The following is a 25,272-nucleotide window of genomic DNA, read 5'->3' as shown; positions in this document are numbered from 1 at the left end:
CCCGCTCAGATATTGAGCGCGGAGCCGAAAATCCATACGTTGTTACGGAAACAAAGCGTTTTTGGACCGGATCGTCCACGAAATCAACCCGGCACCAGTCTCGTCTCATCGCGAATACCGCATCCTGATGGTGATCGTGCCGCCATTCTGCGCCACCGGAAAGCGCGCATCGGCGAAAGACGGCAGTCCCAGCGTCGTCGGCGCGTCGTTGGAAAAGCCGAACCCTTCCTTGATCGAAAACAGCGTGCGGTTGAAATCGTGGTCGGCATTGGCGTCGTGATAGATCGCCGCGGCATAATGGCCCGGCTTCAGCCAGAAACAGGCCCGCGTTACCGGCGCGCGTGCCGGTACGCGGGCACGCAAAAGCTTGCCGTGCGAGGCCAGAAAGCGGCTGCGGTCGTCGGGATAGATGGTGAAGGCGACCTCCCCCTTCGCATCGCGCAGGCCGCTCGCCACGACGTTCAGCTTGACGGCGCCGCCGCCGGACCGGCCGGTGCAGCCGGCATCGGCATTCGCGGGCGGAATGCCGGCGAAGGCGAGGCCCAGCATCGCGGCGAGAGCGTGGTGAAGTGAGCGGCGCACGGTGTTTCCTCGCAAATCCCATCGTCGAGCGCGCCGCATTAGTGCCGGTCGCCTGAGTGGACCCTGAACGCCGAAGATGGACGGATTGTGGCGATTTCGTGTGCGAACCGGGAACGGTTCGGCACGCTTGGTCAGGCGAGCCAGCTTTCCACCGGACGGCCGCCGCCCCGCACCAGCATTGCCTGCACCAGCCGGACGAGGTGCACCACGAGCGAGAACGCCGTCCAGACCGCGACGGCGACGATGCCGTAATCCGGTCGCCCGATCAGCATGGCGGCAAACAGGATCACCATGTTGGGATTGCGCCGGGCGGTGACGAGCCGAAAACGGCTGTCGAAGCGTCGCCAGACATGGATATGCATGCCGAAGCGCAAGATGAACGCCCCCTCGATCAGCCGCTGCGCGACATAGCCGACCAGCATCGTGCCAATGACCAGCCAGAAGGTGCGGTCGTCCAGCGGCACGCCGTACACGGCGCAGCCGCGCGCCCAGGCCCACCACCAGATCGGCGGATGGACCAGGTCGACACCGTGATCCCAGGCGTTGCCGAGCGCGGACGAGGTGATGGTGCAGCGCGCCAGCTTGCCGTCGACGGTGTCGAGCACCATGAAGACGAGACCGGTCGCGAGGCCCGTCCAGAACCAGCCGTACCAGAAGCAGACCGTGGCGACGATGCACAGCAGCGAGCCCAGCGCCGTCACCTGGTTGGGCGTGATGCCGAGACGGGCCGCGATCCGGGTGAGCGCGAACGCCCATTCGGGCCACAGATATTTGGTCAGAAGGTCGGTCACGCCCTTATAGGCGCCGACATAGCTTGCCCGCTCGATCGCTCGCACCGTGGCCGGCGTCAGCCGCTCGGCAAAGGGCCGTTCGCGCTTGCGCAGCGCCTCGTTGAAGATTCCGCGCTCGTCTTCCGCCCGCAGGATCGTGATGCCGCGGCCGTGGCCCAGCGCCTCGTCCGCCCGCATCGCGGCGAGGACCAGCCGGCGCTGTTCGTCGTTGGCGGGATGCGCGAGTACCGGTACGCCGTCGCGCGTCAGCACGGTGCCCGGCTGATCCTCGATATGCGCCATCCAGACGGGATCGAAGACGAACGCGCTGTTCGCCAGTATTGCGGCCTCCTCGGTTGACGGCGCGGCGGCGAGGTTGCGCGCGGCGGCGATGCGGCGCAGCCGCTCGCGCACGCTCATCCCCCAGATCGGCGTCGGATTGTCGCCGACAGCGGCGACGGTCTTGTCATGGGCATTCCGCTGATGCTGCATATCGCCCCGATAGCGGATTTGCCGCGATTTGCGAGGGTGGAGTCTCCGGATCAGTGCAGCGCGGCGAGAATTTCGTCGACCGCGCGGTCGGGCGCGCCGCCGCCGATATCGCCGAGCGACTCCCGCGCGAACCGCCGTTGCGCGGGCAAATAGCGCGGGTGCACGTCGTCGGCACGGTCGAGCGCGGGGATCAGGTGATCGGTGTCGTGGATCACCTCGCCGCATTCCCACATGGCGTAGGACGGATCGCCCTGCCACACGGTCCGCGCGGGATCGAGGAACAGGCAGGGCCGCGGCGTCATCAGGAATTCGACCACCTGGCTCGACGTATCGCCCAGATAGATGTCGGCGGCACGCGTATAGCTGCCGTCGACGCCGGCGAAGCTGCCCAGATCGCAGTGGACGTTCGGCACATCGGCCAGCGCGGCCGCCACTTCGGCGACATCGGGCGCCTTTTCGATCAGTCGCTGGTGCGGCGCGAAGATGATGCGATAGCGGCCGGCGGCGATCAGCCGTTCCAGCACTTGCGGCCCCATCGCCCACCAGGAGGAACGGTGCCGCTGCCAGTGCGGCGTATAAAGAACCGTCGGCCGGCCGCCGTCGCGGCCGATCACTTCGCCCGCGCGATTATGGACGAAGCTCGCCTTGGCATATCCGATCACGCGAATGCGGTCGGCCGCGACGCCGTGCCGGATCAGCGCATCGCGTTCGCGCTCCGACGGCACCAGCGTGCGCCAGGGAACTTTGCGGCGCCGGTCGTCGCGCGACATCATCGACCCGGCGCCGTGCAGCAGTTTGATGAACCTCGCCCGCATCGGCAGCACGACCGGAAGCCAGAGGCTGGTCTGTTCGACGCAGACCACGACCGAGGCGCCGCGCAGCCGGGGCGCCAGCCGCAACAAAGTCGGAATCTTGGGCGGCAGCGGCGGGTTGTGCCCGTCGGCGATCTCCAGCCTGCGAAAGCCCGGCGCCCTTCGGATGCGCGCTGCATGCGGCCCGAACCGGCCCAGCCAGTCGCCCAGCAAGCGCTCATGGACCGAGGTCGCGACCCAGATATCGATTGGCAATCGCGGCCGGCGCTTCGCCAGCGCCTCCACCACCGGATAGAGATGGGGGATGAGAAGCGTTTCGCCCAGAAAGAGGAAATGCACCGGCGCCGTCATCTGGCGGCGGCCTCGTGGTCGTGCATCCAGCTTTCGATGTCTTCGGGGCGATCGACCTCGCGCCAGCATCCGCCGCGATTGACGATGCCGTGAACCATGCCCTCGCGCGCGATATGGGCGATGATGGCGTGATGATAGGCCATCGTGCCGTTCGGTCCGGCGATGACCGTTTCCAGACCCGTCCGGTAGCGATCGGACCCCGCCCCGCGGGCGAGGATGACGCCCAGCGAACGGTGCGTCGTCGCCTCTTCCGCCAGATGCTTGGCGACGTCGCCTACCAGGCCGTGATCGAACGCCACGCGCATGTCGTCCGGTTCCAGCCGCTCGACCGGATCGATGAGCAGCGACACTCCTTCCTCCGCCCGCTTGCCCGCGTCCGCGATCACCGCGGCGTCGAACACGGTGTCGCCGTTCATCAGGCAGAAGTCGCCGTCCAGATGCGGACGCGCCGCCCAGACGCTGCCGATACTACTCGCGACCGCCCAGAAGGGATTGAACACGAGGCGCGTCGGTAGCGGCGGTCGTGCCGCCTCCAGATGTTCAGCGATCTGGCCAATGCGATAGCCGCCGACGATCACCGCTTCGCCCATGCCCGCGGCCGCCAGCGCATGGAGCTGGTGATCGAGGATGCTGGCGCCGCCGACCTCGACCAGGCATTTCGGCATCGTCGCCGTGAGCGGCAGGAGGCGCGAGCCCTGTCCGGCACTGAGAATGATTCCCTTCATGATCCCCGCTATCGCCCGATCCCTGCCGCCTCGTCCAGCGTCACGCGGCGTCGCCGACGTCGCGCCGGGCGTGGCGGATACTGTTCACGCCCAGCAGCAGCGCCGCCAGGATCGAGCCCATGAAGACGCCGATCGCGGCGCCCACCGCGCCCAGCCGCGGCAGCAACGCAACCGTCGCCGCGACCATTACCGCCGCCGCGACCGCGCGTGACCACAGCGCCGTGGGCGCACGGTGCACGGCCATCAGGAGCGGCTCGAATCCCACTGCCGACAATTCCATGCAGCCGGCTGCGGCAAGCCACAGCAACACCACATAGGCAGCGGCATATTCGGGGCCGCCGATCAGCGTCAGAAGCGTCTTGCCGGCGACCGCGACCAGCGCCAGGATCACCAGTGCCGCCAGGCTGGACCCCGCGAATATCTTGCCGAGCATCCGGTACAGATTGGCGGCGCCGCGGGTTCGTACCAGGCGGACGATTTCCGGGAACGCCGCGCGCGCGATGAGCTGCGACAGTTTGGCGAGCGCATTGGCGATCTGAAAGGCCAGACGGAACATGCCGGCCGCGCCCGGCCCGACAAAGCCGCCCACCAGCAGCAGCGGCACCTGGTTCGACGACAGGCCGAGCGTCGAGTTGGCGCAGGTGCTGAGTGCGAATTTGGTGATGCCCGGATTGTCGTCGAATACCCGGCGTCCCCCCGCGCGGGCGCGCCAGATCCGGCCGAGGTCGCCGGTCCGCGCCATGATCGTCCAATAGACCGCGGCGGTCACGATTTCAGCCGCCGCCCAGACGTAGAGAAATCCCTGGACCGTCGGCATCACGGCAAGGGCGATCAATGCGCCGATGAACCGCGTCAGCGGCGTCATGCTGTCCGCCAGCGCCGCCAGCGAAAAGCGATCACGCAGGCGCAGGATACCGAGCGGCGTCGAGCGCAGGGTCACGAGCTGGACGACGAGGAAGATCACCGTGTCGCGCCACAGCGCCGGCCCGATGCCGAAATCGTCGCCCCACAGATCGAGGATGAGGATCGCCAGGCCGATGCCGACCACCGCACTGGCCCCGTCCAGAATGGCGCAGGCGCGGAACAGCCGCGCCAGGCGGCCCTCGTCGCGCATATGCAGGGGTTCCACGCCATATTGGACCACGATCTGCCAGGTCTGGAACATCACCAGCGTCGCCAGCGCGCGCGATGCGCCGGTGATCAGCGCGAACCGACCGAAATCATGGATCGACAGCGCCCGGGCGGCGATGCCGAGATAGACGATCGACAGCACCGCCAGCAATCCGCGATTGGCGAGCAGCCAGCCGAGATTCTGCGCCGCGGCGCGCAGGCCGCGCGGCCGGTCTGCTGTCGTGGAGGACGGGCTGGGATCGTTCATGGTCGCGGCGTTCCCTTAGGCGACCGTCGCGCGATACGAAAGCATGAAGCGCGGCGCGGCGGCGGGCGTGGAACCCCGATCCCGGCAATTCGCTTGTGGTTGCAAACGCTTGGCCTCCGGAAGGAAGGATATGGCCGTTCGCCCCAGATCGAGTGTCGCGCAAATGGATGGCAGCCCGCCCCGGCGCTATTACACCGGCCGGAATCTGGAGCGCGCCCGGGCGATCGCCGATCTGCGCGCGCGCACCCACAGGCTGATGCCGCGCTTCGTCCTGGAATATCTCGAAGGCGGGGCGGGCGAGGAAGCGACCGTCCGTCGCGAGCGCGAGGCATTCGCCGAATGGCGCTTCCAGCCGCATATCCTGGTCGACGAATCGAATCGGAGCACCAAGCGCGACATCCTCGGCCGCGAAGCCGCCATGCCGCTCGCGATCGCGCCCACGGGCCTCAACGCGCTGTTCCTGCACCGTGGCGATACCGCGCTGGCGCAAGGCGCCGCGCGCATGGGCGTTCCCTATATCCAGTCGACCATGTCGAACGATTCCATCGAGCGGGTGGCCGAAATAGAGGGCCTGCGCCACTGGTGGCAGCTCTACGTCTTCGGCGGCGAGGAAGTGTGGCAGGAATTGCTGCGCCGCGCCGATGCGGCCGGCTGCGAGGCGCTGGTGCTGACCACCAATGCGCAGATCTTCGGCGATCGCGAATGGAATTCGCGCACCCGCTATCCGGGCGGTTGGCCGACGCTCGCCGCGATGCTGGACGCCGCCCGGCACCCGCGCTGGGCGGCGGCCACGGTGGCGCACGGTATGCCCGAATTTTCCAATGTCATCGACTTCGTGCCGAAGGACAAGCGCAGCTTCTTCGACAGCGCGACCTGGATCCGCGAACAGATGCCCAAGACCCTGTCCTGGGACGACGTCGCCAGGATCCGGGCACGCTGGCCGAAGCCCTTCTTCGTCAAGGGCCTGCTCAACCTCGAGGATGTGCGCCGCGCCAGGGACAGCGGCGTCGACGGCATCATCCTCGGCAGTCATGGCGGGCGCCAGATGGACTGGGCGGTCTCCGCCCTCGACATCCTGCCGGAGGCCCGGGAAATCGTCGGCGGCGCCACCGCGCTCTATATGTCCGGCGGCATCCGTCACGGCACCGACATCATAAAGGCGCTGGCACTTGGCGCCGATGCGGTGCTGACCGGGCGAGCGGCATTGTACGGGCTGTGCGCGGGCGGTGCGGACGGCGTTTACCGCGCGCTCGACATCCTGCGAAAGCAGATGATGAACGAGCTGGGACAGGCCGGAATGGCCTCGCTCGACGCCCTGTCCCCGGCCCTCCTGCGCCACATGCCCCGCATACCGGTGCCGGTGGTCTGAGCGGGCGACGGCAGGATTCCGATTTCGTTCGGAACAGCCGTGCACGCAATCCGTTACCAAAAGCAAAAGCCGCAGTTTTCCGAGACTTTCAAGGAGGCGCATCATGGCGCACACCGTAGGCGACTTCGTCTGGGACCGATTGCATCAATGGGGGGTGCGCCGGGTCTACGGGTATCCCGGCGACGGCATCAACGGCCTTCTCGGTGCGCTTGACCGGGCCGGCGACAGGTTCGAATTCGTTCAGGTCCGGCATGAGGAAATGGCGGCGTTCATGGCCTCGGCCCATGCCAAGTTCACCGGCGAATTGGGCGTATGCCTCGCCACTTCGGGACCGGGCGCCGCGCATCTGCTCGCCGGTCTCTACGACGCGCGAATGGATCACCAGCCGGTGCTGGCATTGGTGGGCCAGCAGGCGCGCACCGCGGTCGGCGCGCATTATCAGCAGGAAATCGACACGCCGTCGCTGTTCAAGGACGTGGCCGGCGCGTTCGACGAATATGTCGCAGCACCCGCCCAGTCGCGCCACCTGATCGACCGCGCCTGCCGCATCGCGCTCGGCCATCGCCGCGTCACCGCGCTGACCTTCCCCAACGACGTGCAGGAAGCCGAAATGAAGCAGCCGCCGCGCAAGCACGGCGCGGTCTTTTCCGGCGTCGGCTGGACACCGCCGCGCACCGTGCCGACCGATGCCGACCTGCACCGGGCCGCCGAAGCGCTCAATTCCGGCGAGAAGGTGGCGATCCTCGTCGGTGCAGGCGCCAAGGGAGCCGAGGATGAGGTCATCCAGCTCGCCGACAAGCTCGGCGCCGGCGCGGCCAAGGCGCTGCTCGGCAAGCAGGTGCTGCCGGACGACCTGCCATGGGTGACCGGCTCGATCGGCCTGCTCGGGACCGAGCCCAGCGACAATATGATGCAGGAGTGCGACACCTTCCTGATGCTCGGCTCGGGCTTTCCCTATTCCGAGTTCCTGCCGAAGGAGGGCCAGGCGCGCGGCGTGCAGGTCGACATCGATCCCGGCATGCTGTCGCTGCGCTATCCGATGGAGGTGCCGCTCACCGGCGACCTCAAGGCGACGATCGAGGCATTGCTGCCGCTGCTGCAGCAGAAGGGCACCGATTGGCGCGACCAAATCGCCGGCTGGAAAGAGGACTGGGAGGAGAAACTGGAGGAGCGTGCGAACGTCTCCGCCAATCCGGTCAATCCGCAACTCGTCTTTCGCGAACTGTCGAAGCGCCTGCCCGACCGCGCGATCCTGACCAGCGACTCGGGCTCGTGCGCCAACTGGTATGCCCGCGACGTCTATATCCGCCGTGACATGATGGCATCGCTTTCGGGCGGTCTCGCCTCGATGGGTGCCGGTGTGCCCTATGCCATCGCCGCGAAGTTCTGCCATCCCGATCGGCCCGTCATCGCCAGCGTCGGTGACGGCGCCATGCAAATGAACAACATGGCCGAGCTGATCACGGTTTCCAAATACTGGCACAAATGGTCGACGCCCACCTTCGTTGTCCTGGTGCTCAACAATGAAGACCTGAACCAGGTCACGTGGGAGCAGCGCGTCCAGGAAGGCAATCCCAAGTTCGAGGCGACGCAGCAGATCCCGAACGTCGCCTATCACAAGTTCGCCGAGATGATCGGGCTGGGCGGTATCTATGTCGATCATTTCGACCAGATCGGCGCGGCGTGGGAAACGGCGCTCGCCTCCGACCGGCCGACCGTCATCGAGGTGAAGAGCGATCCGGAAGTCCCGCCCCTGCCGCCGCACATCACCCTGGCCCAGGCCAAGGCATTCACCTCCGCCATCGTGAAAGGCGATCCGGAGGAGGAGCATCTGATCAAGGGAAGCGCGAAGCAGCTCTTCGCCAGCGTCCTGGGCCGCGACGAAGACTGAGCCATGGCCGATGACGGAGGGGACGATCTCGCCGTCCGGCTGGTCGCCGGCGGCGCGACGATGCTGGCCCTGTCGACGCTGGCCGACAGCGGGATGGAGCATTATCGCGGGTCGTTCCGCAACCCGGCGATGGTGCTTCCGCTTGCATCGTCCAGCATGGCGATCGCCTTCAACGGCCGGCGGCTCGCCCGACCGCGCCCAGGCGAACGCACGGGGCCGCTGGTCAGCCACCTGACATCGACCGCGACCGGGCTGATCGGGCTCGGCTTCCACTTCTACAACGTGACGAAGCGGCCGGGCGGCCTGGGCTTCACCAACCTCTTCTACGGCGCTCCGGCAGGCGCGCCGTTCGCCCTGACGATGGCCGGCCTGTTCGGCAGCGTCGCCGACCGGCTCGCTCGCGGCAAACGCAGGCTGGGTCCGATGCACGTCACCTCGGGACGCGCGATCGGCGCGCTGACGAGCTTCGGCCTGATCGGCACCGTGGCCGAGGCGGCGCTGCTGCATTTCCGCGGCGCCTATCACAATCCGGCCATGTGGTTTCCGGTCATACTGCCTCCGGCTGCCGCGGCGTCGATGGCGCGCGACGTGATAGACGACACGCCGCGCGCGGTGACCACCGCCCTGCTGGGAGCGACGGCCGCCATGGGGCTGATCGGCGCCGGCTTTCATGCCTATGGCGTTTCGCGGAATATGGGCGGGTGGAAGAACTGGCGGCAGAATTTCCTGGTCGGCCCGCCGGTGCCCGCGCCGCCGGCCTTTACCGGGATCGCCATTGCCGGCCTCGGCGCCCTTCTCCTCATGAAAAGGCGGCAGGCGAAATGAGCGAACCCTTTCCCGACTACGACGTGCTTGCGAAACGCGACACGCCGAGCTGGAACGCGCCCACCCGCGAGGCGATCGACGCCCGGATGGCGCGGGTCGAGCGGTCCGATATTCTGTCCGAGCGCCAGCGCGAAACGCTGCGGGCGGTCGTCGCGCGCATCACGCCGCAGCCGAAGCATCGGGCGCCGACCAATGCGACCGCGCTCGTCCTCGACAAGATCGCCGGCAACAGCGGCGACGGATTCCGTCACCATCGCTTGCCCCAGGTGCGCGAAGCCTGGGAACGGGGGCTGGACGCCATCGAAGCGGAGGCGCGCCACCGCTTCGACACCGACTTCGCGCACTGCTCCGACGAGCAACAGGACGCAGTGCTCTCTGCCGTGGAACAGGACGAGGTCCGGGCACGGCCATGGGAGGATCTGCCCGCCAACCTGTTCTGGAGCTGGCGGCTGATCCCGGACATCGTTTCGGCATATTATTCGCATCCCTCCGCCTGGAGCGCGATGGGGTTCGGCGGGCCGGCCTCGCCGCGCGGATATGTCCGCCTGACGACGAACCATCACGATCCCTGGGAAGCCTCCGAACGCAGACAGGACCAGACCCTTCCCGCCGAGGTGCGCAATCGCCATGGCAATTGACGATCCGCAACGCGAACCGCGTGCCGGGGCAGGGCGCGCGCCGGATGTGATGCGGCCGGGCGGCTGGGTGCCGATGCGCGAATATCGCGAGGACGAGGCGGTCGATTTCGCCATCGTCGGCACCGGCGCGGGCGGCGGGACGCTCGCCTGCAAGCTGGCCGAGGCGGGCTTTTCCGTGGTTGCGTTCGACGCCGGCCCCTATTGGCGGCCGCTGGAGGATTTCGCCTCCGACGAGTGCGAGCAGCAAAAGCTCTACTGGACCGACGACCGCATTGTCGACGGCGACCATCCACTCAAGATGGGGGCCAACAATTCGGGCAGATCCGTCGGCGGCTCGACCGTGCACTTCGCCATGGTGTCGCTGCGCTTCCGCCCGGAGCATTTCAGGACGCGCTCGACCCTCGGCTACGGCGTCGACTGGCCGATCGACTGGCGGGAGATGTGGCGCTATTACGACGAGGTCGAGCGCACGCTGCACATTTCCGGGCCGGTTCGCTATCCCTGGGGGCCGGACCGGGGGCGCTATCCCCTGCGCGCGCATCCCCTGAACGCGGCCGCCGAATATCTGGCCAGAGGCGCGGAAGCGCTCGGCATCGACTGGACCGAGACGCCGATCGCGACCCTTTCCGCACCGGTCGGCCGGTCGCACCCTTGCGTCTATCGCGGCTTCTGCGTCACCGGCTGCAGCACCAATGCCAAACAATCGGTGCTTGTCACCTGGCTCCCGCGCGCGCTGAAAGCGGGTGCCGAGATACGCGATCTCGCCATGGTCGGCAGGGTCGAGACGAAGAACGGGCGCTGCACCGGGGTTCATTATCACCGCGAGGGCGCTTGGCGTTTTCAGAAGGCGCGCAACGTCGTGGTCGCCGGCTATGCGATCGAAACGCCGCGGCTGTTGCTCAATTCGGCCAACCAGGAATTCCCCGAAGGCCTTGCCAACAGTTCCGGGCTGGTCGGCAAGAACCTGATGACCCAGCTCAACCAGGCGGCCTGGGGCCAGGTCGACGACGAAGTCCGCTCCTATAAGGGGCCGCCCAGCCTCGCCATTTCCGAACACTGGAACTACACCGACGCGGGCAAGGACTATCACGGCGGCTGGTCCTATATGAGCCAGGGGCCGCTGCCGCAGGTCTGGGCCAAGAGCCTGGCGGGCGGGCGCGGCCTGTGGGGGCAGGCGCTGATTGACGAGATGGCGCGCAACAACCATTCGGTCGGGCTGAAGATGGTGGGCGAGGTGCTACCCTATGAACGCAACCGCGTGACGCTCGCCGACGAGACTGACCAATACGGGCTCAGAATTCCGCGCATCACCTTTTCGATGGGGCCCAACGAACAGGCCATGATCGATCATGCCGTCGATTTCATGGACCGCAGCCTGGAAGCGACCGGCGCGCGCGAGCGTTGGAAGGAGATGGACGACACCGCCCATCTGAACGGCACCGCGCGCATGGGCGACGATCCGGCAACCAGCGTCGTCGATGCCGACTGCCGAAGCTGGGACATCCCCAATCTGTGGATCTGCGACGGCTCGGTCTTTCCCACCGTCGGCGGGGTGAATCCCTCGCTCACCATCCAGGCGATCGCCTGCCGCACCGGCGACCGTATCGCCGAAATGAGCCGCAAGGGGGAATTGTGAGTGGGCGCCGCCGGCCCCTGGATCGCCGCCCTGTGGGGCCTTGTGGGCGGATCGGCGCTGCTGATCGGCGCGGCGATCGCCCTTGCCGTGTCCCTGCCGCAGCGCGTGATCGCCGCCATCATGGCGATGGGATCGGGCGTGCTGATTTCCGCGGTGGCCTTCGATCTGATGGACGAGGCGTTCCGACAGGGCGGCGTGGTGGCGACCTCGCTCGGCTTCGTCGCCGGCGCGTTCGCCTATACGGTCGCCAATGTCGTGCTCTCTCGCCGGGGCGCCCGGCACCGCAAGCGGTCCGGATCGGACGCGAAGGAGCGCCAGCCGCCGGCAGGAGCCGACGGCGGCCTGGCGATCGCCATCGGTGCGCTGCTGGACGGCATTCCCGAATCGGTGGTCATCGGGGTCAGCCTGCTGGATGGTGCCGGCGTCAGCCTGGTCACGGTAATCGCGGTATTCCTGTCGAACGTGCCGGAGGGGCTTTCGAGCGCGGCCGGCATGAAGAAGGCCGGCCGCAGCAAGCGATACATCTTCGGCGTCTGGGGCGGCATCGCCTTTGCCTCCGGCATTTCGGCGCTGTTCGGCAACGCCCTTCTGGCCGGAGCGCCACCGGAATGGATCGCGTCGGTGACGGCGATCGCGGCCGGGGCGATCCTGGCGATGCTGGTCGACACCATGATCCCCGAGGCGACGGAGGAAACGCACGAATTCTCCGGATTGATCGCCGTTGCCGGTTTTCTCGTCGCCTTCATCCTGTCGAAAACCGGCGGGTGATCGTGCAACCCGGAATTGGAGCGAGGTAATCATGGCAAAGCAGTCCTGTCCCCCCGTCGTCGTCATCACCGGCGCCTCCGCCGGCGTCGGCCGCGCCGTGGTGCGCGAATTCGCGAAGGACAAGGCGCGCATCGGCCTGATCGCGCGCGGCCGCGACGGGCTGAAAGCCGCCGCGCGCGAGGTCGAGGCGGCAGGCGGCGAGGCGCTGGTCCTGCCGCTCGACGTCGCCGACCATCATGCGGTCGACGATGCCGCGACGCAGGTGGAGGACAGGTTCGGCCCGATCGACATCTGGGTGAACGTCGCCTTCGCCGGCGTCCTTTCCCGCTTCATCGACATGACGATGGAGGATTATGAGCGGGTGACGAAGGTCACCTATCTCGGCCAGGTCCACGGCACGCATGCTGCGTTGAAGCGGATGCTCCCGCGCAACAAGGGCAGCATCGTGCTCGTGGGCTCCGCCCTGGCCTATCGCGGTATTCCGCTGCAATCGGCTTATTGCGGGGCCAAGCACGCGATCCAGGGCTTTCACGATTCGGTGCGGTCCGAACTGTTCGCCGCCAAGAGCGACGTTCATATCGCCATGGTCCAGTTGCCCGGCGTCAACACGCCGCAATTCGACTGGATCAAGACCGACCTGCCGATGAAACCCAAGCCGGCGAGCCCGCCCTACCAGCCCGAGATCCCGGCCCGCGCCATCCATTATGCCGCGCATCATCGACGCAAGAGCATCAAGCTGGGCTGGCCGACGCTCCAGGCCATCTGGGGGGACCGGCTCGCCTCGCCGCTGCTCGACCGGTATCTCGGCGCCACGGCCGTGAGCGGACAGCAGAGCGACGAACCCGTCGAACCCGGCCGCAAGGACAATCTCTATCACCCGGTGGCGGGCGATCACGGCGCGCATGGGCGGTTCGACGACACGGCCCGGCGCAAGAGTTCGGAGTTCTGGCTGACCACGCATCGCACGCAGATCGGCCTTGGCGCGGCGGCGGTGGTCGCGGCGGGTGTCGGCCTTTTCGCCGGGCGACGTCGGGGCCGCTGATGGCGCGGCGGCGGATCGAGGATTACGGGCTGATCGGCGACGGCGAGACGGCTGCGCTGGTCGGGCGCGACGGATCGATCGACTGGCTGTGCCTGCCGCGCTTCGACTCCGGGGCATGTTTCGCCGCCCTGCTCGGCACCGAAGACAATGGCTGCTGGCGACTTCGCCCGGATGCCGCCGTGCGTCGCACCGAACGGCGCTACATCGACCACACGCTGATCCTGGAGACGGTGTTCGAAACCGACGAAGGCACCGTCGCCGTCACGGACTTCATGCCCATTCGCGGCGAGGCGCCGGACATCGTCCGCATCGTCGAGGGGCGTTCCGGATGCACAAGGATGCGTTCCGATCTGGCGCTGCGCTTCGACTATGGCCGGATTCATCCGCTCGTCCAGTCGCTGTCGGACGTGCGCGCCGTCGCGATTTCCGGCCCCGATGCGGTGGCGCTGGACTTTGCTGCGGAGATCGCCTTCGTCGACCGTTGGGCCAGGAGCGAGTTCACCGTCGCGGCGGGCGACACAAAGGCCTTCATTCTCACCTGGTTCGCCTCCCACCATGACGTACCGGAACGCGTCGATCCGGCCCGCGCGCTCGCGGACACGCATCGCTATTGGAAGGATTGGCTCGACCGCAGCCGATATGACGGACCGTACCGGGAGGCGGTGCTGCGCTCCCTGATCACGCTGAAGGCGCTGATCCACAGGCCGACGGGCGGTATCACCGCGGCGCCGACATCCTCCCTGCCGGAATGCTCCGGGGGCAAGCGGAACTGGGATTACCGGTATTGCTGGCTGCGCGACGCCACGTTCACGCTGCTGAGCTTCGTCCAGGCCGGCATGACCCGGGAAGCATCGCACTGGATCGAATGGCTGCGGCGGACGGCGGGTGGCGAGCCGATCGACCTTCAGCCCTTCTATACCGTCGGCGGCGATCGCCGGGCCCCGGAATGGGAAGCCGACTGGCTGCCCGGGTTCAACGGTGCCCGGCCGGTGCGGTTCGGCAACGCCGCGGCCGGACAGTGCCAGCTCGACATCTATGGCGAAACCGTCGACGCCCTGTACCGCGCCGCGGAACACGGCCTGGGCAAGACGGAGGATAGCTCCACGCTCGTCCGCCTGCTCGCCGACAAGCTGGAAACTGTCTGGGAAGAACCCGATGCCGGCATCTGGGAAAGCCGCGGCGATCCGGCCTGCTATACCTATTCGAAAGTGATGTGCTGGGTCGCCTTCGATCGCGCCGCGCGCTGGTTCGATGGCGACGATCCGGAACGAAGCCGCCGCTGTCGCGAACTGGCCGATCACATCCATGCCCTTGTGTGCGACCGGGGATATGACGAGGATGTGGGAAGCTTCACCCAGACCTTCGACGGAACGGCGCTCGATGCCAGCGCGCTCAGGATTCCGCTGGTGGGGTTCCTGCCGGCAGACGATCCTCGCATCCGCTCGACCGTCGCCGCGGTCGAGCGCAACCTGATGCGCGGCGGCTATGTAGTGCGCTATTCCGCCGATGCGGCCGACGACGGCATCGGCGGCGGCGAAGGCGCTTTCATCGCCGCAAGCTACTGGCTGGCCGATGTCTATGCGCTGCAGGGGCGGATGGACGAAGCGCGCGCGCTGTTCGAACGGCTGCTCGCGCGCGCCAACGACCTGATGCTGCTGTCGGAAGAACTCGACACGGACGAGGCGCGCCTGCTGGGCAATTTCCCGCAGGGCCTGTCCCACCTGTCGCTCATCACGACCGCGATGAACCTCGGCGGCGGCGGCCCGGCCCATCGCCGCAGCAGCAATGGCGACCGCAGCCGATAGAGGCGAATGCAACTTTGCACACGATCAGCCTGAACCTTTCGGGCGGTGCGGAGCCCACCACTCGTGTCCCCGCGAAGGCGGGGTCCAGACTGGAGTACAAGGAAGGTGGAGGTGCGAGGCTCTTCCTGGGCCAGAAGAGTCCGGCACGAGGCTGACGCCCCTGTGAGAATATTCTAACATGCCCTCATGACAGCGTGGATTCGGGAGTCGAAGGCGACGCGCGGCATATTTGTCGCAGCGGCCTTGCTCGTCCTGCTTCTGCGCATTCTCGTGCCCTCCGGCTTCATGCCTGTCGAGACGGACGGCAAGATCGTCATCCAGCTCTGCTCCGGCTATGGCCCTGCCGGCATCGCCGACCTGGGCAAGAAGAAGCCGACGGACCAGCATAAGGGTTCCCGCCATCCCTGTGCCTTCGCAGGCGGATTCGCCGGCAGTCTTCTGCCGCCAATATTGCCACCCGCGGCGGTCCTGCCGCTGCCAACGGTTCTGCTTTCCTTCGGCTCGGCGCTCGCCGATCTGACGGTTCACCGCCTCGCCGCGCCGCCACCGCCGGCCATCGGTCCACCCCTGAACATCTGAACGCATGCGTGGCGACCCGTCGGGTCCGCCGCGCATTTTCGTGCCGGGCTCGACCCTGCGCGACGGCCGCCGGCGCTTGCCTGTGGTTCGCACGCGAATGGGCCGGCCTTGCACCCGATTTCAGATTCCCGGGGGTATCTCCGTTGCATATTTCCCATTTCGCGCTCGCCAGTGCGCTGGTCGCGACGCCTGCCTTTGCGCAGCAGGCACCCGCCGCCTCGCCGGATCCCTCCCGCTCCGACGAGGCCGCCAATGACCGCATCCTCGTCGTCGGCCAGAAGGACGCGCCGATCACCGTGGTGCCGCGCGGCCTCTCCGTCTCGCTCGGCAAGGAAGAATTCGACGCGATCAATGCGGTCAATGTCGAAGACCTGATGAAATACGCGCCCAATTTCTATGTGCGCAAACGCTTCGCCGGGGACGATAATGCCGTGGTCGCGCTGCGCGGCGCGAACACCATTCAGAGCGCGCGCACGATCGTACTGGTCGACGGGTTCGTCGTTTCCAACTTCCTTGGCAACCGCTGGGACTATCCGCCCAAATGGAACGTCGTCGGTCCGTCCGAGGTGCGGCAGTTCGACATCGTCTATGGCCCCTATTCGGCCCGCTATGGCGGCAATTCGATGGGCGGTGTCATCTCGGTGACGACGCAGGAGCCCGAAGGGACATCGGCCTATGGCACGGTGCAGGGCATGGTCATGCCGTTCAGGGAATATGGCTATGACGAAACCTTCACCGGCTACAGCATCGAGGGCGGCGCGGGCTGGAAGCAGGAGAACGGACCGTGGAGCATCTATGGCGGTTTCCGTCATTTCGAGAATACCGGCCAATCGATGACCTACAACCTGCTGAGCCGCGCCACCGGGACGGCGCCGGCCACGCCGGTAACGGGCGCCTATGATGACGACCGCCTCGCGATGCCGGTGTTCGGCGGCGCATCGCCCGTCGATGTCACGCAAGGCCAGGCGCGGTTGCGGATCGGCTATGACGCCGGGGGCGGCTGGAAGATCGAGGGCCTGGGCTTCATCTGGAAGACCAGGCAGGACCTCACCGATCCGCGCAGCTTCCTGACCGATGCCGATGGTGATCCCGTCTATCAGGGTCGCGTGTCCTATGAAGGCCGGGTCTGGAATGCCACCGGCCTGGATTTTTCGACCATGCGACGCACCGAATCTCTCGCCGGGTTAAAGCTGGCCGGGCCGCTTGCCGGTTGGAACGTCTCGGCGAACTTCTCCCATTACTGGATACCCAGGCAGGACAGCCGTACGTCGACCGACTTTGCGACCGGCGCCGCATCGGGCGCGGGCACGCAGACGATCCAGAACACACCGGGATGGTGGACCGGCGACCTGACAGGCGAGCAGCGCTTCGGCGCGCACAAGCTCGCCTTCGGCCTCAACGCCAATCTCTATGAAACCTCGCAAGACACGTTCAGCACAACCAACTGGCGCTCGGCCACCAACCCGGTTTTCACCGCAGCGACCCAGGGCAAGACGAGTCTGTGGGGCATATGGGCAGAGGATGCCTGGTCGATCGGAGACGATTTCACCCTGACCGGCGGCATCCGATACGATCGCTGGCATGCCTTCGACGGGGGTATCTCCGGCCTGGTCGCCGGCGCCCGCGAAGACGCCTTCTACGCCAGCCGCACCGACGATTCGGTCAGTCCCAAGCTCAGCCTCCAGGGCAGGCTTCCCGGCGACATCGACTTGCAACTGAGCTTCGGCACCGCCACCCGCTTCCCGACCGTGGGCGAATTGTTCCAGGGCCGGTTCGATACCGATCTCGGCATCATCGACCCCGAAAGCTTCGATCCCGATCTGCGCCCGGAAAAGTCGAAGGACGCCAACCTGATCCTGAGCCGCGGCTTCGGCAAGGTGCGAACCACCGCCAGCATCTTCTACCAGGGCATCGACGACGCGATCTTCAGCTTTCAGGGGCTCAACCAGTTCGGCACGGTCGTCAGTTCCTACAAGAATGTCGATCGGATGCGGCAGGTGGGCGTCGAGCTGATTATCGAGGCCAGGGATATCCTGCCCGGCCTCGACATCGACGGCAACGTCGCCTGGACCGACGCCAAGACGCTGCGCAACGTCGCCGATCCGCGCGCCGAGGGCGTGCAATTCCCGCGCATCCCGCGCTGGCGGGCCAATGGCAATATCCGCTACCAGGTGGCGGAGCCGGTCAAGCTCTCCCTCGGCTGGCGCTTCGCGACGCGACCCAACTCCGATCTGCTCGGACAGAAGCGTGGCGGGGCTTACGGCTTCCAGACCGAATATTTCTTCGTCGACACTCGCGCGTCCTTCGCGCTCAACAAGGTGCTGGAGCTGAGCATCGGCGTGGACAACATCTTCAACGACCGGGCGTACGTCTCGCATCCGCTGCCGCAGCGGACGTTCGTTGCCGATGTCAAGGCGAGGTTCTGACCATGACCTTCGATCGCGCCGCATTCTACCGCACCATCTGGCGCTGGCATTTCTATGCCGGGCTGTTCGTCATCCCCTTCGTGCTGCTGCTCGCGGTCACCGGGAGTTTCTACCTGTTCAAGCCGCAGGTGGAGCGATGGGAGGAGCGCGCCTTCCACGACCTGCCGGTCGAGAACTCGGTTTCCCCCCAGAACCGGGTGGAGGCGGCACTGGCCGCTTTCCCCGGCGCGCGCTTCGATAGCTACCGCCTGCCCGAACGGCCGGGCGATGCCACGATGATCCATGTGGCGCTCGCGGGCGGCAGGTCGATGACGGACGTGTTCGTTTCCCCTCGGGGCAAGGTGCTGGGCAGCATCGCCCCCGAGAACCGGCTGATGGAGATCGACAAGGATATTCACGGAGAAATGCTGCTCGGCAAGCGCGGAAGCTGGCTGGTCGAGCTGGCGGCAAGCTGGGCGATCGTGCTGGTGCTCACCGGCCTCTATTTGTGGTGGCCGCGCGGGCGGAAATTCGCCGGCGTCGTCTGGCCGCGCTTGCGGAGCGGCAAGCGCATCTTCTGGCGCGACCTGCACGCGGTCACGGGGTTCTGGATTTCGGGGCTGGTGCTGGTGCTGCTCGGCACCGGCCTGCCCTGGGCGGGATTGTGGGGCGGCGCGTTCAAGGCGGCCCGCACCGAGCTGGGCTGGGTAAACGGTCCGCAGGACTGGACGCTCGCGGGCGAGGCGCCGGCCGGTGACGCGGGCGACCTTCACGCCGGGCACGATCACGCCGCGATGATGCGGGCATTGCCGGCAGCGTCGGCCCTGATTGGTCCCCCGATCGGGTTGGATGCGATGGTGGCGAAAGCGGAAGCGGAAAACCTCGCCTTTCCGGTAATCGTCATCCCACCGGGCGCGCCGGGCCGCCTCGGCAAGCCGGGCAGGATGGTGTGGAGCATCCGTTCGGACGCACAAAACCGTCCGCTGCGCACCACCATCACCTATGACATGGCGACCGGCCGCGAACTGTCCCGCAAAGGCTTTGCCGACGGCCATCTCGCGGATCGCGTCGTGGGTTACGGCATCGCTTGGCACGAGGGGCAGCTTTTTGGCTGGATCAACCAGTTCGTCGGCGTGCTCACCGCCATCGGCCTCATCACCATGGCGGTGAGCGGGTTCGTGATGTGGCGGCGGCGCAAGCCGGAGGATGTGCTGGGCGCCCCGCCGCCGGCAAGCGTGCCGGCACGCATCGGGGGCGTGGTGCCGATCCTCCTCGTGCTCGCCGCGCTCCTGCCCTTGCTGGCCGGTTCGCTGGTCGTGCTCTGGCTGTTCGATCGGCTCGTTCTTCCCCATATTCCGCGAATTGCCGACTGGCTCGGCGTACCCACGAAAGCGGCGGCCCTCCCATCATGACAGCAGTCGGGATCTGCCAGCGGGCATCCGCTTACGGGGGTCTACCGCAACCAGACCGCCGCGGCGCAATTCTCGTCGCTGGCACAACTCGCCATCACCGACAGTCGGCACCGCTGCAAGCTTTCTCCAGCTCCAGCGCCTCACCGTTCGGGCTGCCTACGGCGGCATAGAAATCGATCACGGCGTTGGCGAGATCGGCCTCGCTGTCGATCAGCGACTGGCGGCTGGCGATCAACTGGCGCTGCGCGTCCAGCACGTCGAACAATGAACTCAGTCCCTCGCGATAGAGGGCGTTGAGCTGGGTATAGGCCTCCCGGCTCTGGTCGATCGCGTCCTCGAGCGAATTGATCCGGCTTTGGTAGCTTTCGATCGCAACCAGCGAATTCTCCACCTCGGCCAGCACCTCAAGCACCGAGCGGCGATATTCGTCGAACCGGGCATCGGCCTCCGCCCGCGCGGCGGCGATCTCCGCCCGGCGGCGGCCGCCATCGAACAGAGGAAGGTCGAGCGAGGCGCCGACCGAGCCGATCAGGTTGCCGAGCAGTCCTTCAAAACCGCCACCCCCAGTACCGATCCGCCCTGGCAGGACCAGGCTGGGATAAAGGTCCGCACGCTCGATGCCGACATTGGCTGCCGCTTCGGCCAGCCGTGCTTCGGCGACCAGCAGATCCGGCCGGCGCCGCAGCAGATTGGCCGGGAGCCCCAATGGCGGTCCGCCGTCATAGCGCGGGATCAGGCGTTCGATATCGCCGGACGCTGCCGTTCCCGGAATCGGAGAGGGCGTATCGCTCGTCAGCACCGACAACGCATTGGCCGCTTGCGCCCGCTGGAGCCGCAATATCCCTGCCTGCGCGGTCGTCTGCGCCAGATCGGCAGCGGCCCGCCGTACATCAAGATTTGCGGAAAGTCCGGCGGAAAAACGGTCTTCGACGATCTGCAGCGTGCGCCGTTGCAGCGTGGTCGATTCCTCGAGAAGCGCGAGGCGGGCCTGGGTCCTGCGAAGCTCGACATATTGGCTTGCCACGGCGGCGGCGATGACGCGGCGCTGATCGGCGACGAAATATGCGTTGGCCCGTGCATTGGCGGCGGCTGCCTCGACCTCCAGCGACAGCCGGCCTGGCAGGTCGAGGTCGAGCAGGAAATCGGCGCCCGCGCCGGCATCGGTCTCGCTTGCGCCGTCGGTGTCGCCGCTTAGCGCCGCCTCGCCATATCCATCGACCGACGGCGCCCTGTCCGACCGCTCGGCAGTGACGAGCGCGCGCGCCGCCTTCAGCCGCTTGCGGGCTGCGGCGATCGTCAGGTTACGCTCGAGCGCGCGCGATACCAGCGCGTTCAGCGCGGGATCGTCGAATCCCTGCCACCACAGGTCGACATCACCGACGCTGGGCCGGAAATCGCTGACATAGGCGTCCGGAACGGTAACCTTGCCCTCGGGCCGATAGGGTTCGCTTGTCGCACAGCCGACAAGTCCGGCAGAGATGAGGGCGACCCCGATCGTGGTCCGCACCTTCATGCCGACGCCTCCGCCGCGTCGAGTTCACGGTGCATATGCGCGAGGTCGACGCTTCGCGGTCTACCGAAGCGCGCGATTACCAGATAGAGCACCGGCGTCAGGAACAGGGTGAAGATGCTGGCGATACCGAGCCCGCCGAAGATAACCCAGCCGATCGACTGCCGCGCCTCGGCGCCTGCACCACTCGCGATGACCAGCGGGATCGCGCCGGCGACGGTGGAAATGAGCGTCATCATGATCGGGCGCAGACGCAGCGCCGCGGCGTCCTCGATCGCTTCGCGCACCGATTTGCCCTGATCGCGCAACTGGTCAGCGAATTCGACGATCAGCACACCATTTTTCGCCATCAGGCCGATCAGCATCACCAGCCCGATCTGCGAATAGATGTTGAGCGAAATGCCGGTAAGAAACAGCGACAGGATCGCCGCCGCCAGCGCAAAGGGCACCGACAGCAGCACAACGAGGCCGCTCGTCAGGCTTTCAAACTGCGCCACCAGCACGAGGAAGACGATCAGGAGCGCGAAGCTGTAGGTCAGAAGTACCGCTTGCGATGTCTCGCCCAGCGTCTGCGCGCCGCCCTGAAGCAGCAGGTCGGCGTCCGGGCCGACCGCCTCGCGGGTCAACCGCCGGATTTCGTTTACGGCCTCGCCCAGCGTGCCGGAGACAATGTCGGCCTGCACCTCGATCGCGCGGCGTTGTTCCACCCGGTCGAGCTGTGCGGCAATGCCCTGCTCGGTCGCGTTGGTCACGCTCGACAATGGGGTCAGCGACCCCTGAGCAGTGCGAACGAAAAGATTGCCGAGCTGATCGGGCGAGGTAATCGCCCGGTTCGTGGAGGTCAGCAGAATGGGCAGCGCGCGGTCGCCGACATTCAGGTCGACGATCTCCTCACCGCCCACCATGGCGCTGAGGGTGGCGGAAATCTGATCGAGACCGACGCCCAACTCAGCTGCGCGCTGGCGATCGACCCGCAGCGCCACCTGAGGCTGGGTCGGTTGGTAGGATATTTCGGCATTGGCGAGTCCGCTGGACCGTGTGTCGATCGCTGTCGCGAGTTTCTGTGCGCGCTCGTAGATGCGATCATAGTCGGTGCCGGTCAGCGCAACCTCGATCTGGTCGTTGCCGCCGCCCAGGCTGAGCGAGCCGCGCCCGTACACGCCGACGCGCGACCCCGGAATGTCACGCATCGGCTCGCGCAGCGCTTCGACGATATCCTGCTGGGAACGGTCGCGCTTGCTCCAGTCCACGAGATTGGCGGTAACCTGCACACGGTTGGGATCGTATCGGCCGACGATGGAGAAGGTCGAATGGATGACGCCGTCGTCCACCAGCGGCTGCAACCGCGTCTCGATCTCGTCGAGTTCGGCGTCCATGAAGGCGAGGCCGACGCCGTCCGGCCCCTGTGCGGAAACCACCACGGTACCGCGATCCTCGTCGGGCACCAGTTCCTGGTTCAGTGTCCCGTACAGCGCGCCTGCGGCTCCCGCCGCTGCGACCGAAGCGACGATGATCACCAGCGGATGGTCGAGTGACCATTTCAGGGCGCGCGTATAGCGGGTATTCAGCCGTTTGCCGAACGCCACCAGTCGCCCATCCGCGGTGCCGGCATTCTCGTCGCTCAGCCTGGTCCTGGCCGCAATCGCCGGGACCAGCGACAAGGCGACAAAGCCCGAGATGATGACGGCGAGCGCGAGGACGAAGCCGAATTCGCGAAACAACTGCCCCGCGTCCGACGGAAGGAAGGAAATCGGCACGAACACCGACACGAGTACCGCGGTCGTCGCCACGACGGCGAAGAAAACCTGACGTGTGCCCAGCACCGCCGCACTGCGCCAGCCCATGCCGGCGGCCTGGAGCCGCTGGGCGTTTTCCAGCACGACGATGGCGTCGTCGACGATCAAGCCGGTGGCGAGGACGAGCGCCAGCAATGTCAGCAGATTGATCGAAAAGCCGACCAGCCAGATCCCGCCCAGCACGCCGATCAAGGCGACGGGAATGGACGTGCTGGGGATGAGCGTCGCGCGCAGTGAACGGAAGAACAGCAGGATCGTCGCCATGACCACCGCGACAGTCGCGAACAATGTTATCACGACCTCGCGCACCGAAATGCGGATGAAGTCGGCATCGTCAGAAATCACCGAAATGGCGATTTCGGGGAAGCGGGCGCGCAAGCGTTCGACGGACCGGGCGACCGAGTCCGATATCTGGATCGTGTTCGATCCCGCCTGGCGGATCACGCCCAGGCCGATGATCGGTTGTCCGTTCAGCCGAACGAAGCTGTCGGCATCGGCGGGCGCCAGATAGACATTGGCGACATCGCCGACGCGAATGTCATCGCGGATCGTGACGTCGGCGACCTTTTCCGGCGTTGCCGCGATGGCTTCGGCACGCACGACCAGTTCCTGGCTTTCGGACCGGAAGCTGCCGGCCGGCACGTCGAACGGTGCCTGGGCAAGCGCGTCGGCGACATCGCCCACCGTCAACCGATAGCGGTTTAGCCGGACGGGATCGACGGCGACGCGCATCTGTTCCTCGCGCGCGCCGAACTGCGCGATGCTCGCCACGCCTTCGGCGGTAAGCAGTTCGGGGACGATATCGTTGTCGATGATCGTGGTAAGCTCGGCCTCGCCATAACGCCGGCTCGCCACCGCGAGCCGGATGATCGGCTCGGCATCCTCGTCCGCCTTCACGACGCGAACCTGTTCAACCCGTTCGGGCAGGTCACGCGTCACCTGGCTCACCGCCTCGCGCACGTCGGTCGCGGCGGTGTCGAGATCGACGTCGGGGCTGAACTCGATATGGACGCGGCTGTTATTTTCCTCGCTCGACGAGCGAATCCGGCGCACGCCGGACACGCGCGCCGCGGCATTTTCCAGAACGCTCGTCACCTCTGCGTCCATCGTCTCGGGCGCGGCACCGGGGAAGCTGGCGGTGACGGAGACCACCGGCCGGTCGATATCGGGAAGCTCGCGCACCTCGACGCCGAACAAGGCGGCTGCACCGGCGATGACGATCAGCAGGTTGAGCACGGTGATCAGCCATGGCCGCCGGACGGCCAGCATCGGCAGATCGTCGCGCTCCGGCTTCACGGCGCGCTGTCGGTAGCACTGTCGGTGCCGGAAGTGCGCCCGTTGGGGCGGTCTGGCTGTTGCACCCTTCCAGCGGCCGATCTGGCCCGTGCCTGGGCGACCGTGCGGACCGTCTGCCCCTCCCGGACCTTCTGCACGCCTTCAACGATGACCGGCATCCTGGCGTCGAGCGCGCCACCGACCAGCACGCGACCGTCTCGACGCCCGGCGATGGTGATCGGAACCTTGTGCGCCGTACCGTCGCGAACGACCCAGATATAGGCGCCGTCGCCGCCCCAGACAACGGCAGCCTCGGGCACGGAAGGATATGTTCTTCCCGATCCCGCAATCCGCACGCCGAAGCTCATGCCCGGACGGAAGGTGTCGTCACGATTGTCGATGATGGTGCGTACGGTGAAGGTCCGCGCCTCGTCGCCGACCGTGCTGTCGATCGCCTCCACCTGTGCGCGCACCGTGCTGTCAGGTTGCGAATAGGGCCGAAGCTCGAGGACCGACCGGTCGCGAAGCTGGTCGAAGGCCGTTTCGGGCGCATCGAAATCGACGAACAGGCGGTCGCGCCGATCGAGCCTGGCGATCAGCGTCGTCGGCGTGATCCGATCGCCGCGATCAATCTGCGGCAAGCCCATATAGCCCGAAAAGGGCGCGCGCACCGTGCGGTCGGCCAGCGCGACACGCGCCTGGCGCAGTTCGAGCTGGGCGGAACGCAGTGCGGTCTCCCCCTCTTCGATCTGGCTCGCGGACAGGGCGCCGGTGTCTTCGATCCGACGATAGCGGTCGAGTAGTTGCTGCGCTTCTTCGACCTGGACCTGGGCCAGGTCGACCGCCAACCGTTGGCGTCGCGCGTCGAGCTCGACTAGCGGCGCATTCTTGCGAACATAGTCGCCGGTAGTGAAATTGACAGCTTCGACGGCGCCGGCGGATTCGGGATAGAGTTCCGCCGATATGACGGCGCGGGCGGTTCCGATCGCCTCGATTACCTTGCGCTCCGCCAGCGCCTGCGGCCGCTCAGCCACGATGGCGACGGACTGCGGCTCGGCCGAGGCTGAGGGCTCGGTCGAACAACCGGCCGCCAGTCCGCATGCGGCCAGGAGAATCACCGTTGCGCCTCGCATCCGACGAACATACGCCATGCGGCGTCATGTCCAAGCGCTTCCTACCGACACGCGCCGTTTGAGACGGACGACCGGTGG

At 66.7% G+C, this 25,272-nt stretch carries 19 protein-coding genes; 11 read left to right on the top strand and 8 right to left on the bottom strand.

The window, feature by feature from the left end:
* Nucleotides 1-105: 105 nt before the first annotated feature.
* The 5 genes from RPR59_RS02060 to RPR59_RS02040 all read right to left on the bottom strand — a co-directional run bounded on the left by RPR59_RS02060 (nt 106) and on the right by RPR59_RS02040 (nt 5,110).
* Nucleotides 106-582, bottom strand: coding sequence for a DUF2141 domain-containing protein (locus RPR59_RS02060; RefSeq protein WP_313916163.1), 477 nt, complete (start codon nt 580-582; stop codon nt 106-108).
* Between the two features lie 131 nt (nt 583-713).
* The gene (locus RPR59_RS02055; protein WP_313916160.1) at nt 714-1,844 is read right to left on the bottom strand and encodes a CDP-alcohol phosphatidyltransferase family protein; all 1,131 of its coding nucleotides are present in this window, start codon (nt 1,842-1,844) and stop codon (nt 714-716) included.
* 50 nt (nt 1,845-1,894) lie between these two features.
* Nucleotides 1,895-3,007, bottom strand: a complete 1,113-nt coding sequence (locus tag RPR59_RS02050) for a hypothetical protein (RefSeq protein ID WP_313916158.1) — start codon at nt 3,005-3,007, stop codon at nt 1,895-1,897.
* Nucleotides 3,004-3,732: a phosphocholine cytidylyltransferase family protein gene (locus RPR59_RS02045; RefSeq protein ID WP_313916156.1), complete on the bottom strand. Its 729-nt coding sequence runs from the start codon at nt 3,730-3,732 to the stop codon at nt 3,004-3,006. The genes RPR59_RS02050 and RPR59_RS02045 overlap by 4 nt, the downstream gene beginning before the upstream one ends.
* Nucleotides 3,733-3,772: 40 nt before the next feature.
* Nucleotides 3,773-5,110: a lipopolysaccharide biosynthesis protein gene (locus RPR59_RS02040; RefSeq protein WP_313916154.1), complete on the bottom strand. Its 1,338-nt coding sequence runs from the start codon at nt 5,108-5,110 to the stop codon at nt 3,773-3,775.
* Between the two features lie 130 nt (nt 5,111-5,240).
* On the opposite strand from RPR59_RS02040, the gene RPR59_RS02035 reads away from it, so the two are divergent.
* The 11 genes from RPR59_RS02035 (at nt 5,241) to RPR59_RS01985 (ending at nt 19,480) form a co-directional block, all read left to right on the top strand.
* Complete coding sequence (locus tag RPR59_RS02035) at nt 5,241-6,479, top strand: alpha-hydroxy acid oxidase (protein WP_313916151.1); 1,239 nt, start codon at nt 5,241-5,243, stop codon at nt 6,477-6,479.
* Nucleotides 6,480-6,582: 103 nt separating this feature from the next.
* The gene (locus tag RPR59_RS02030) at nt 6,583-8,370 is read left to right on the top strand and encodes a thiamine pyrophosphate-requiring protein (protein WP_313916148.1); all 1,788 of its coding nucleotides are present in this window, start codon (nt 6,583-6,585) and stop codon (nt 8,368-8,370) included.
* A 3-nt stretch (nt 8,371-8,373) separates the two neighbouring features.
* Nucleotides 8,374-9,195, top strand: a complete 822-nt coding sequence (locus RPR59_RS02025) for a hypothetical protein (protein ID WP_313916145.1) — start codon at nt 8,374-8,376, stop codon at nt 9,193-9,195.
* Nucleotides 9,192-9,833, top strand: a complete 642-nt coding sequence (locus RPR59_RS02020) for a gluconate 2-dehydrogenase subunit 3 family protein (RefSeq protein ID WP_313916143.1) — start codon at nt 9,192-9,194, stop codon at nt 9,831-9,833. Before RPR59_RS02025 ends, RPR59_RS02020 begins: the two co-directional genes overlap by 4 nt.
* Entirely contained in the window at nt 9,823-11,469 is a 1,647-nt protein-coding gene (locus RPR59_RS02015; protein ID WP_313916141.1) for a GMC family oxidoreductase, read from the top strand. Before RPR59_RS02020 ends, RPR59_RS02015 begins: the two co-directional genes overlap by 11 nt.
* Complete coding sequence (locus tag RPR59_RS02010; RefSeq protein ID WP_313916139.1) at nt 11,470-12,237, top strand: ZIP family metal transporter; 768 nt, start codon at nt 11,470-11,472, stop codon at nt 12,235-12,237. It abuts the gene before it with no gap.
* A gap of 31 nt (nt 12,238-12,268) precedes the next feature.
* Nucleotides 12,269-13,279, top strand: a complete 1,011-nt coding sequence (locus RPR59_RS02005) for an SDR family oxidoreductase (protein ID WP_313916136.1) — start codon at nt 12,269-12,271, stop codon at nt 13,277-13,279.
* Nucleotides 13,279-15,084 (top strand): glycoside hydrolase family 15 protein, encoded by a 1,806-nt coding sequence (locus RPR59_RS02000; protein WP_313916135.1) that lies wholly within the window; start codon nt 13,279-13,281, stop codon nt 15,082-15,084. The genes RPR59_RS02005 and RPR59_RS02000 overlap by 1 nt, the downstream gene beginning before the upstream one ends.
* Before the next feature lie 186 nt (nt 15,085-15,270).
* On the top strand, nt 15,271-15,663 hold the full coding sequence (locus tag RPR59_RS01995) for a hypothetical protein (RefSeq protein ID WP_313916132.1): 393 nt from the start codon (nt 15,271-15,273) through the stop codon (nt 15,661-15,663).
* 143 nt (nt 15,664-15,806) lie between these two features.
* Complete coding sequence (locus RPR59_RS01990) at nt 15,807-18,089, top strand: TonB-dependent receptor (RefSeq protein ID WP_313916130.1); 2,283 nt, start codon at nt 15,807-15,809, stop codon at nt 18,087-18,089.
* A gap of 2 nt (nt 18,090-18,091) precedes the next feature.
* Nucleotides 18,092-19,480, top strand: coding sequence for a PepSY-associated TM helix domain-containing protein (locus RPR59_RS01985; RefSeq protein WP_313916127.1), 1,389 nt, complete (start codon nt 18,092-18,094; stop codon nt 19,478-19,480).
* Between the two features lie 94 nt (nt 19,481-19,574).
* Here the strand turns inward: RPR59_RS01985 and RPR59_RS01980 are convergent, their stop codons facing one another.
* From RPR59_RS01980 to RPR59_RS01970, 3 genes are read right to left on the bottom strand one after another with little or no spacing between them, the layout of a single operon-like run.
* Nucleotides 19,575-20,993, bottom strand: coding sequence for an efflux transporter outer membrane subunit (locus RPR59_RS01980; protein ID WP_313916125.1), 1,419 nt, complete (start codon nt 20,991-20,993; stop codon nt 19,575-19,577).
* Nucleotides 20,990-24,082: an efflux RND transporter permease subunit gene (locus tag RPR59_RS01975; protein ID WP_313916123.1), complete on the bottom strand. Its 3,093-nt coding sequence runs from the start codon at nt 24,080-24,082 to the stop codon at nt 20,990-20,992. The genes RPR59_RS01980 and RPR59_RS01975 overlap by 4 nt, the downstream gene beginning before the upstream one ends.
* Nucleotides 24,079-25,179 (bottom strand): efflux RND transporter periplasmic adaptor subunit, encoded by a 1,101-nt coding sequence (locus RPR59_RS01970; protein WP_313916121.1) that lies wholly within the window; start codon nt 25,177-25,179, stop codon nt 24,079-24,081. The genes RPR59_RS01975 and RPR59_RS01970 overlap by 4 nt, the downstream gene beginning before the upstream one ends.
* Between the last annotated feature and the right edge of the window lie 93 nt (nt 25,180-25,272).

The sequence above is a fragment of the Stakelama saccharophila genome (genome assembly GCF_032229225.1).
GTDB lineage: Bacteria > Pseudomonadota > Alphaproteobacteria > Sphingomonadales > Sphingomonadaceae > Sphingomonas > Sphingomonas saccharophila.
This window is presented reverse-complemented; position numbering and strand designations above follow the sequence as displayed.

Bases quoted from the DNA above. Each gene is read 5' to 3' on its own strand.
- RPR59_RS02000 (WP_313916135.1), top strand. From the start codon at position 13,279: ATGGCGCGGCGGCGGATCGAGGATTACGGGCTGATCGGCGACGGCGAG.
- RPR59_RS02050 (WP_313916158.1), bottom strand. From the start codon at position 3,007: ATGACGGCGCCGGTGCATTTCCTCTTTCTGGGCGAAACGCTTCTCATC.
- RPR59_RS02020 (WP_313916143.1), top strand. From the start codon at position 9,192: ATGAGCGAACCCTTTCCCGACTACGACGTGCTTGCGAAACGCGACACG.
- RPR59_RS02015 (WP_313916141.1), top strand. From the start codon at position 9,823: ATGGCAATTGACGATCCGCAACGCGAACCGCGTGCCGGGGCAGGGCGC.
- RPR59_RS02055 (WP_313916160.1), bottom strand. From the start codon at position 1,844: ATGCAGCATCAGCGGAATGCCCATGACAAGACCGTCGCCGCTGTCGGC.
- RPR59_RS01980 (WP_313916125.1), bottom strand. From the start codon at position 20,993: ATGAAGGTGCGGACCACGATCGGGGTCGCCCTCATCTCTGCCGGACTT.
- RPR59_RS02005 (WP_313916136.1), top strand. From the start codon at position 12,269: ATGGCAAAGCAGTCCTGTCCCCCCGTCGTCGTCATCACCGGCGCCTCC.
- RPR59_RS01995 (WP_313916132.1), top strand. From the start codon at position 15,271: ATGACAGCGTGGATTCGGGAGTCGAAGGCGACGCGCGGCATATTTGTC.
- RPR59_RS02045 (WP_313916156.1), bottom strand. From the start codon at position 3,732: ATGAAGGGAATCATTCTCAGTGCCGGACAGGGCTCGCGCCTCCTGCCG.
- RPR59_RS02030 (WP_313916148.1), top strand. From the start codon at position 6,583: ATGGCGCACACCGTAGGCGACTTCGTCTGGGACCGATTGCATCAATGG.
- RPR59_RS02025 (WP_313916145.1), top strand. From the start codon at position 8,374: ATGGCCGATGACGGAGGGGACGATCTCGCCGTCCGGCTGGTCGCCGGC.
- RPR59_RS02035 (WP_313916151.1), top strand. From the start codon at position 5,241: ATGGCCGTTCGCCCCAGATCGAGTGTCGCGCAAATGGATGGCAGCCCG.
- RPR59_RS01985 (WP_313916127.1), top strand. From the start codon at position 18,092: ATGACCTTCGATCGCGCCGCATTCTACCGCACCATCTGGCGCTGGCAT.
- RPR59_RS02040 (WP_313916154.1), bottom strand. From the start codon at position 5,110: ATGAACGATCCCAGCCCGTCCTCCACGACAGCAGACCGGCCGCGCGGC.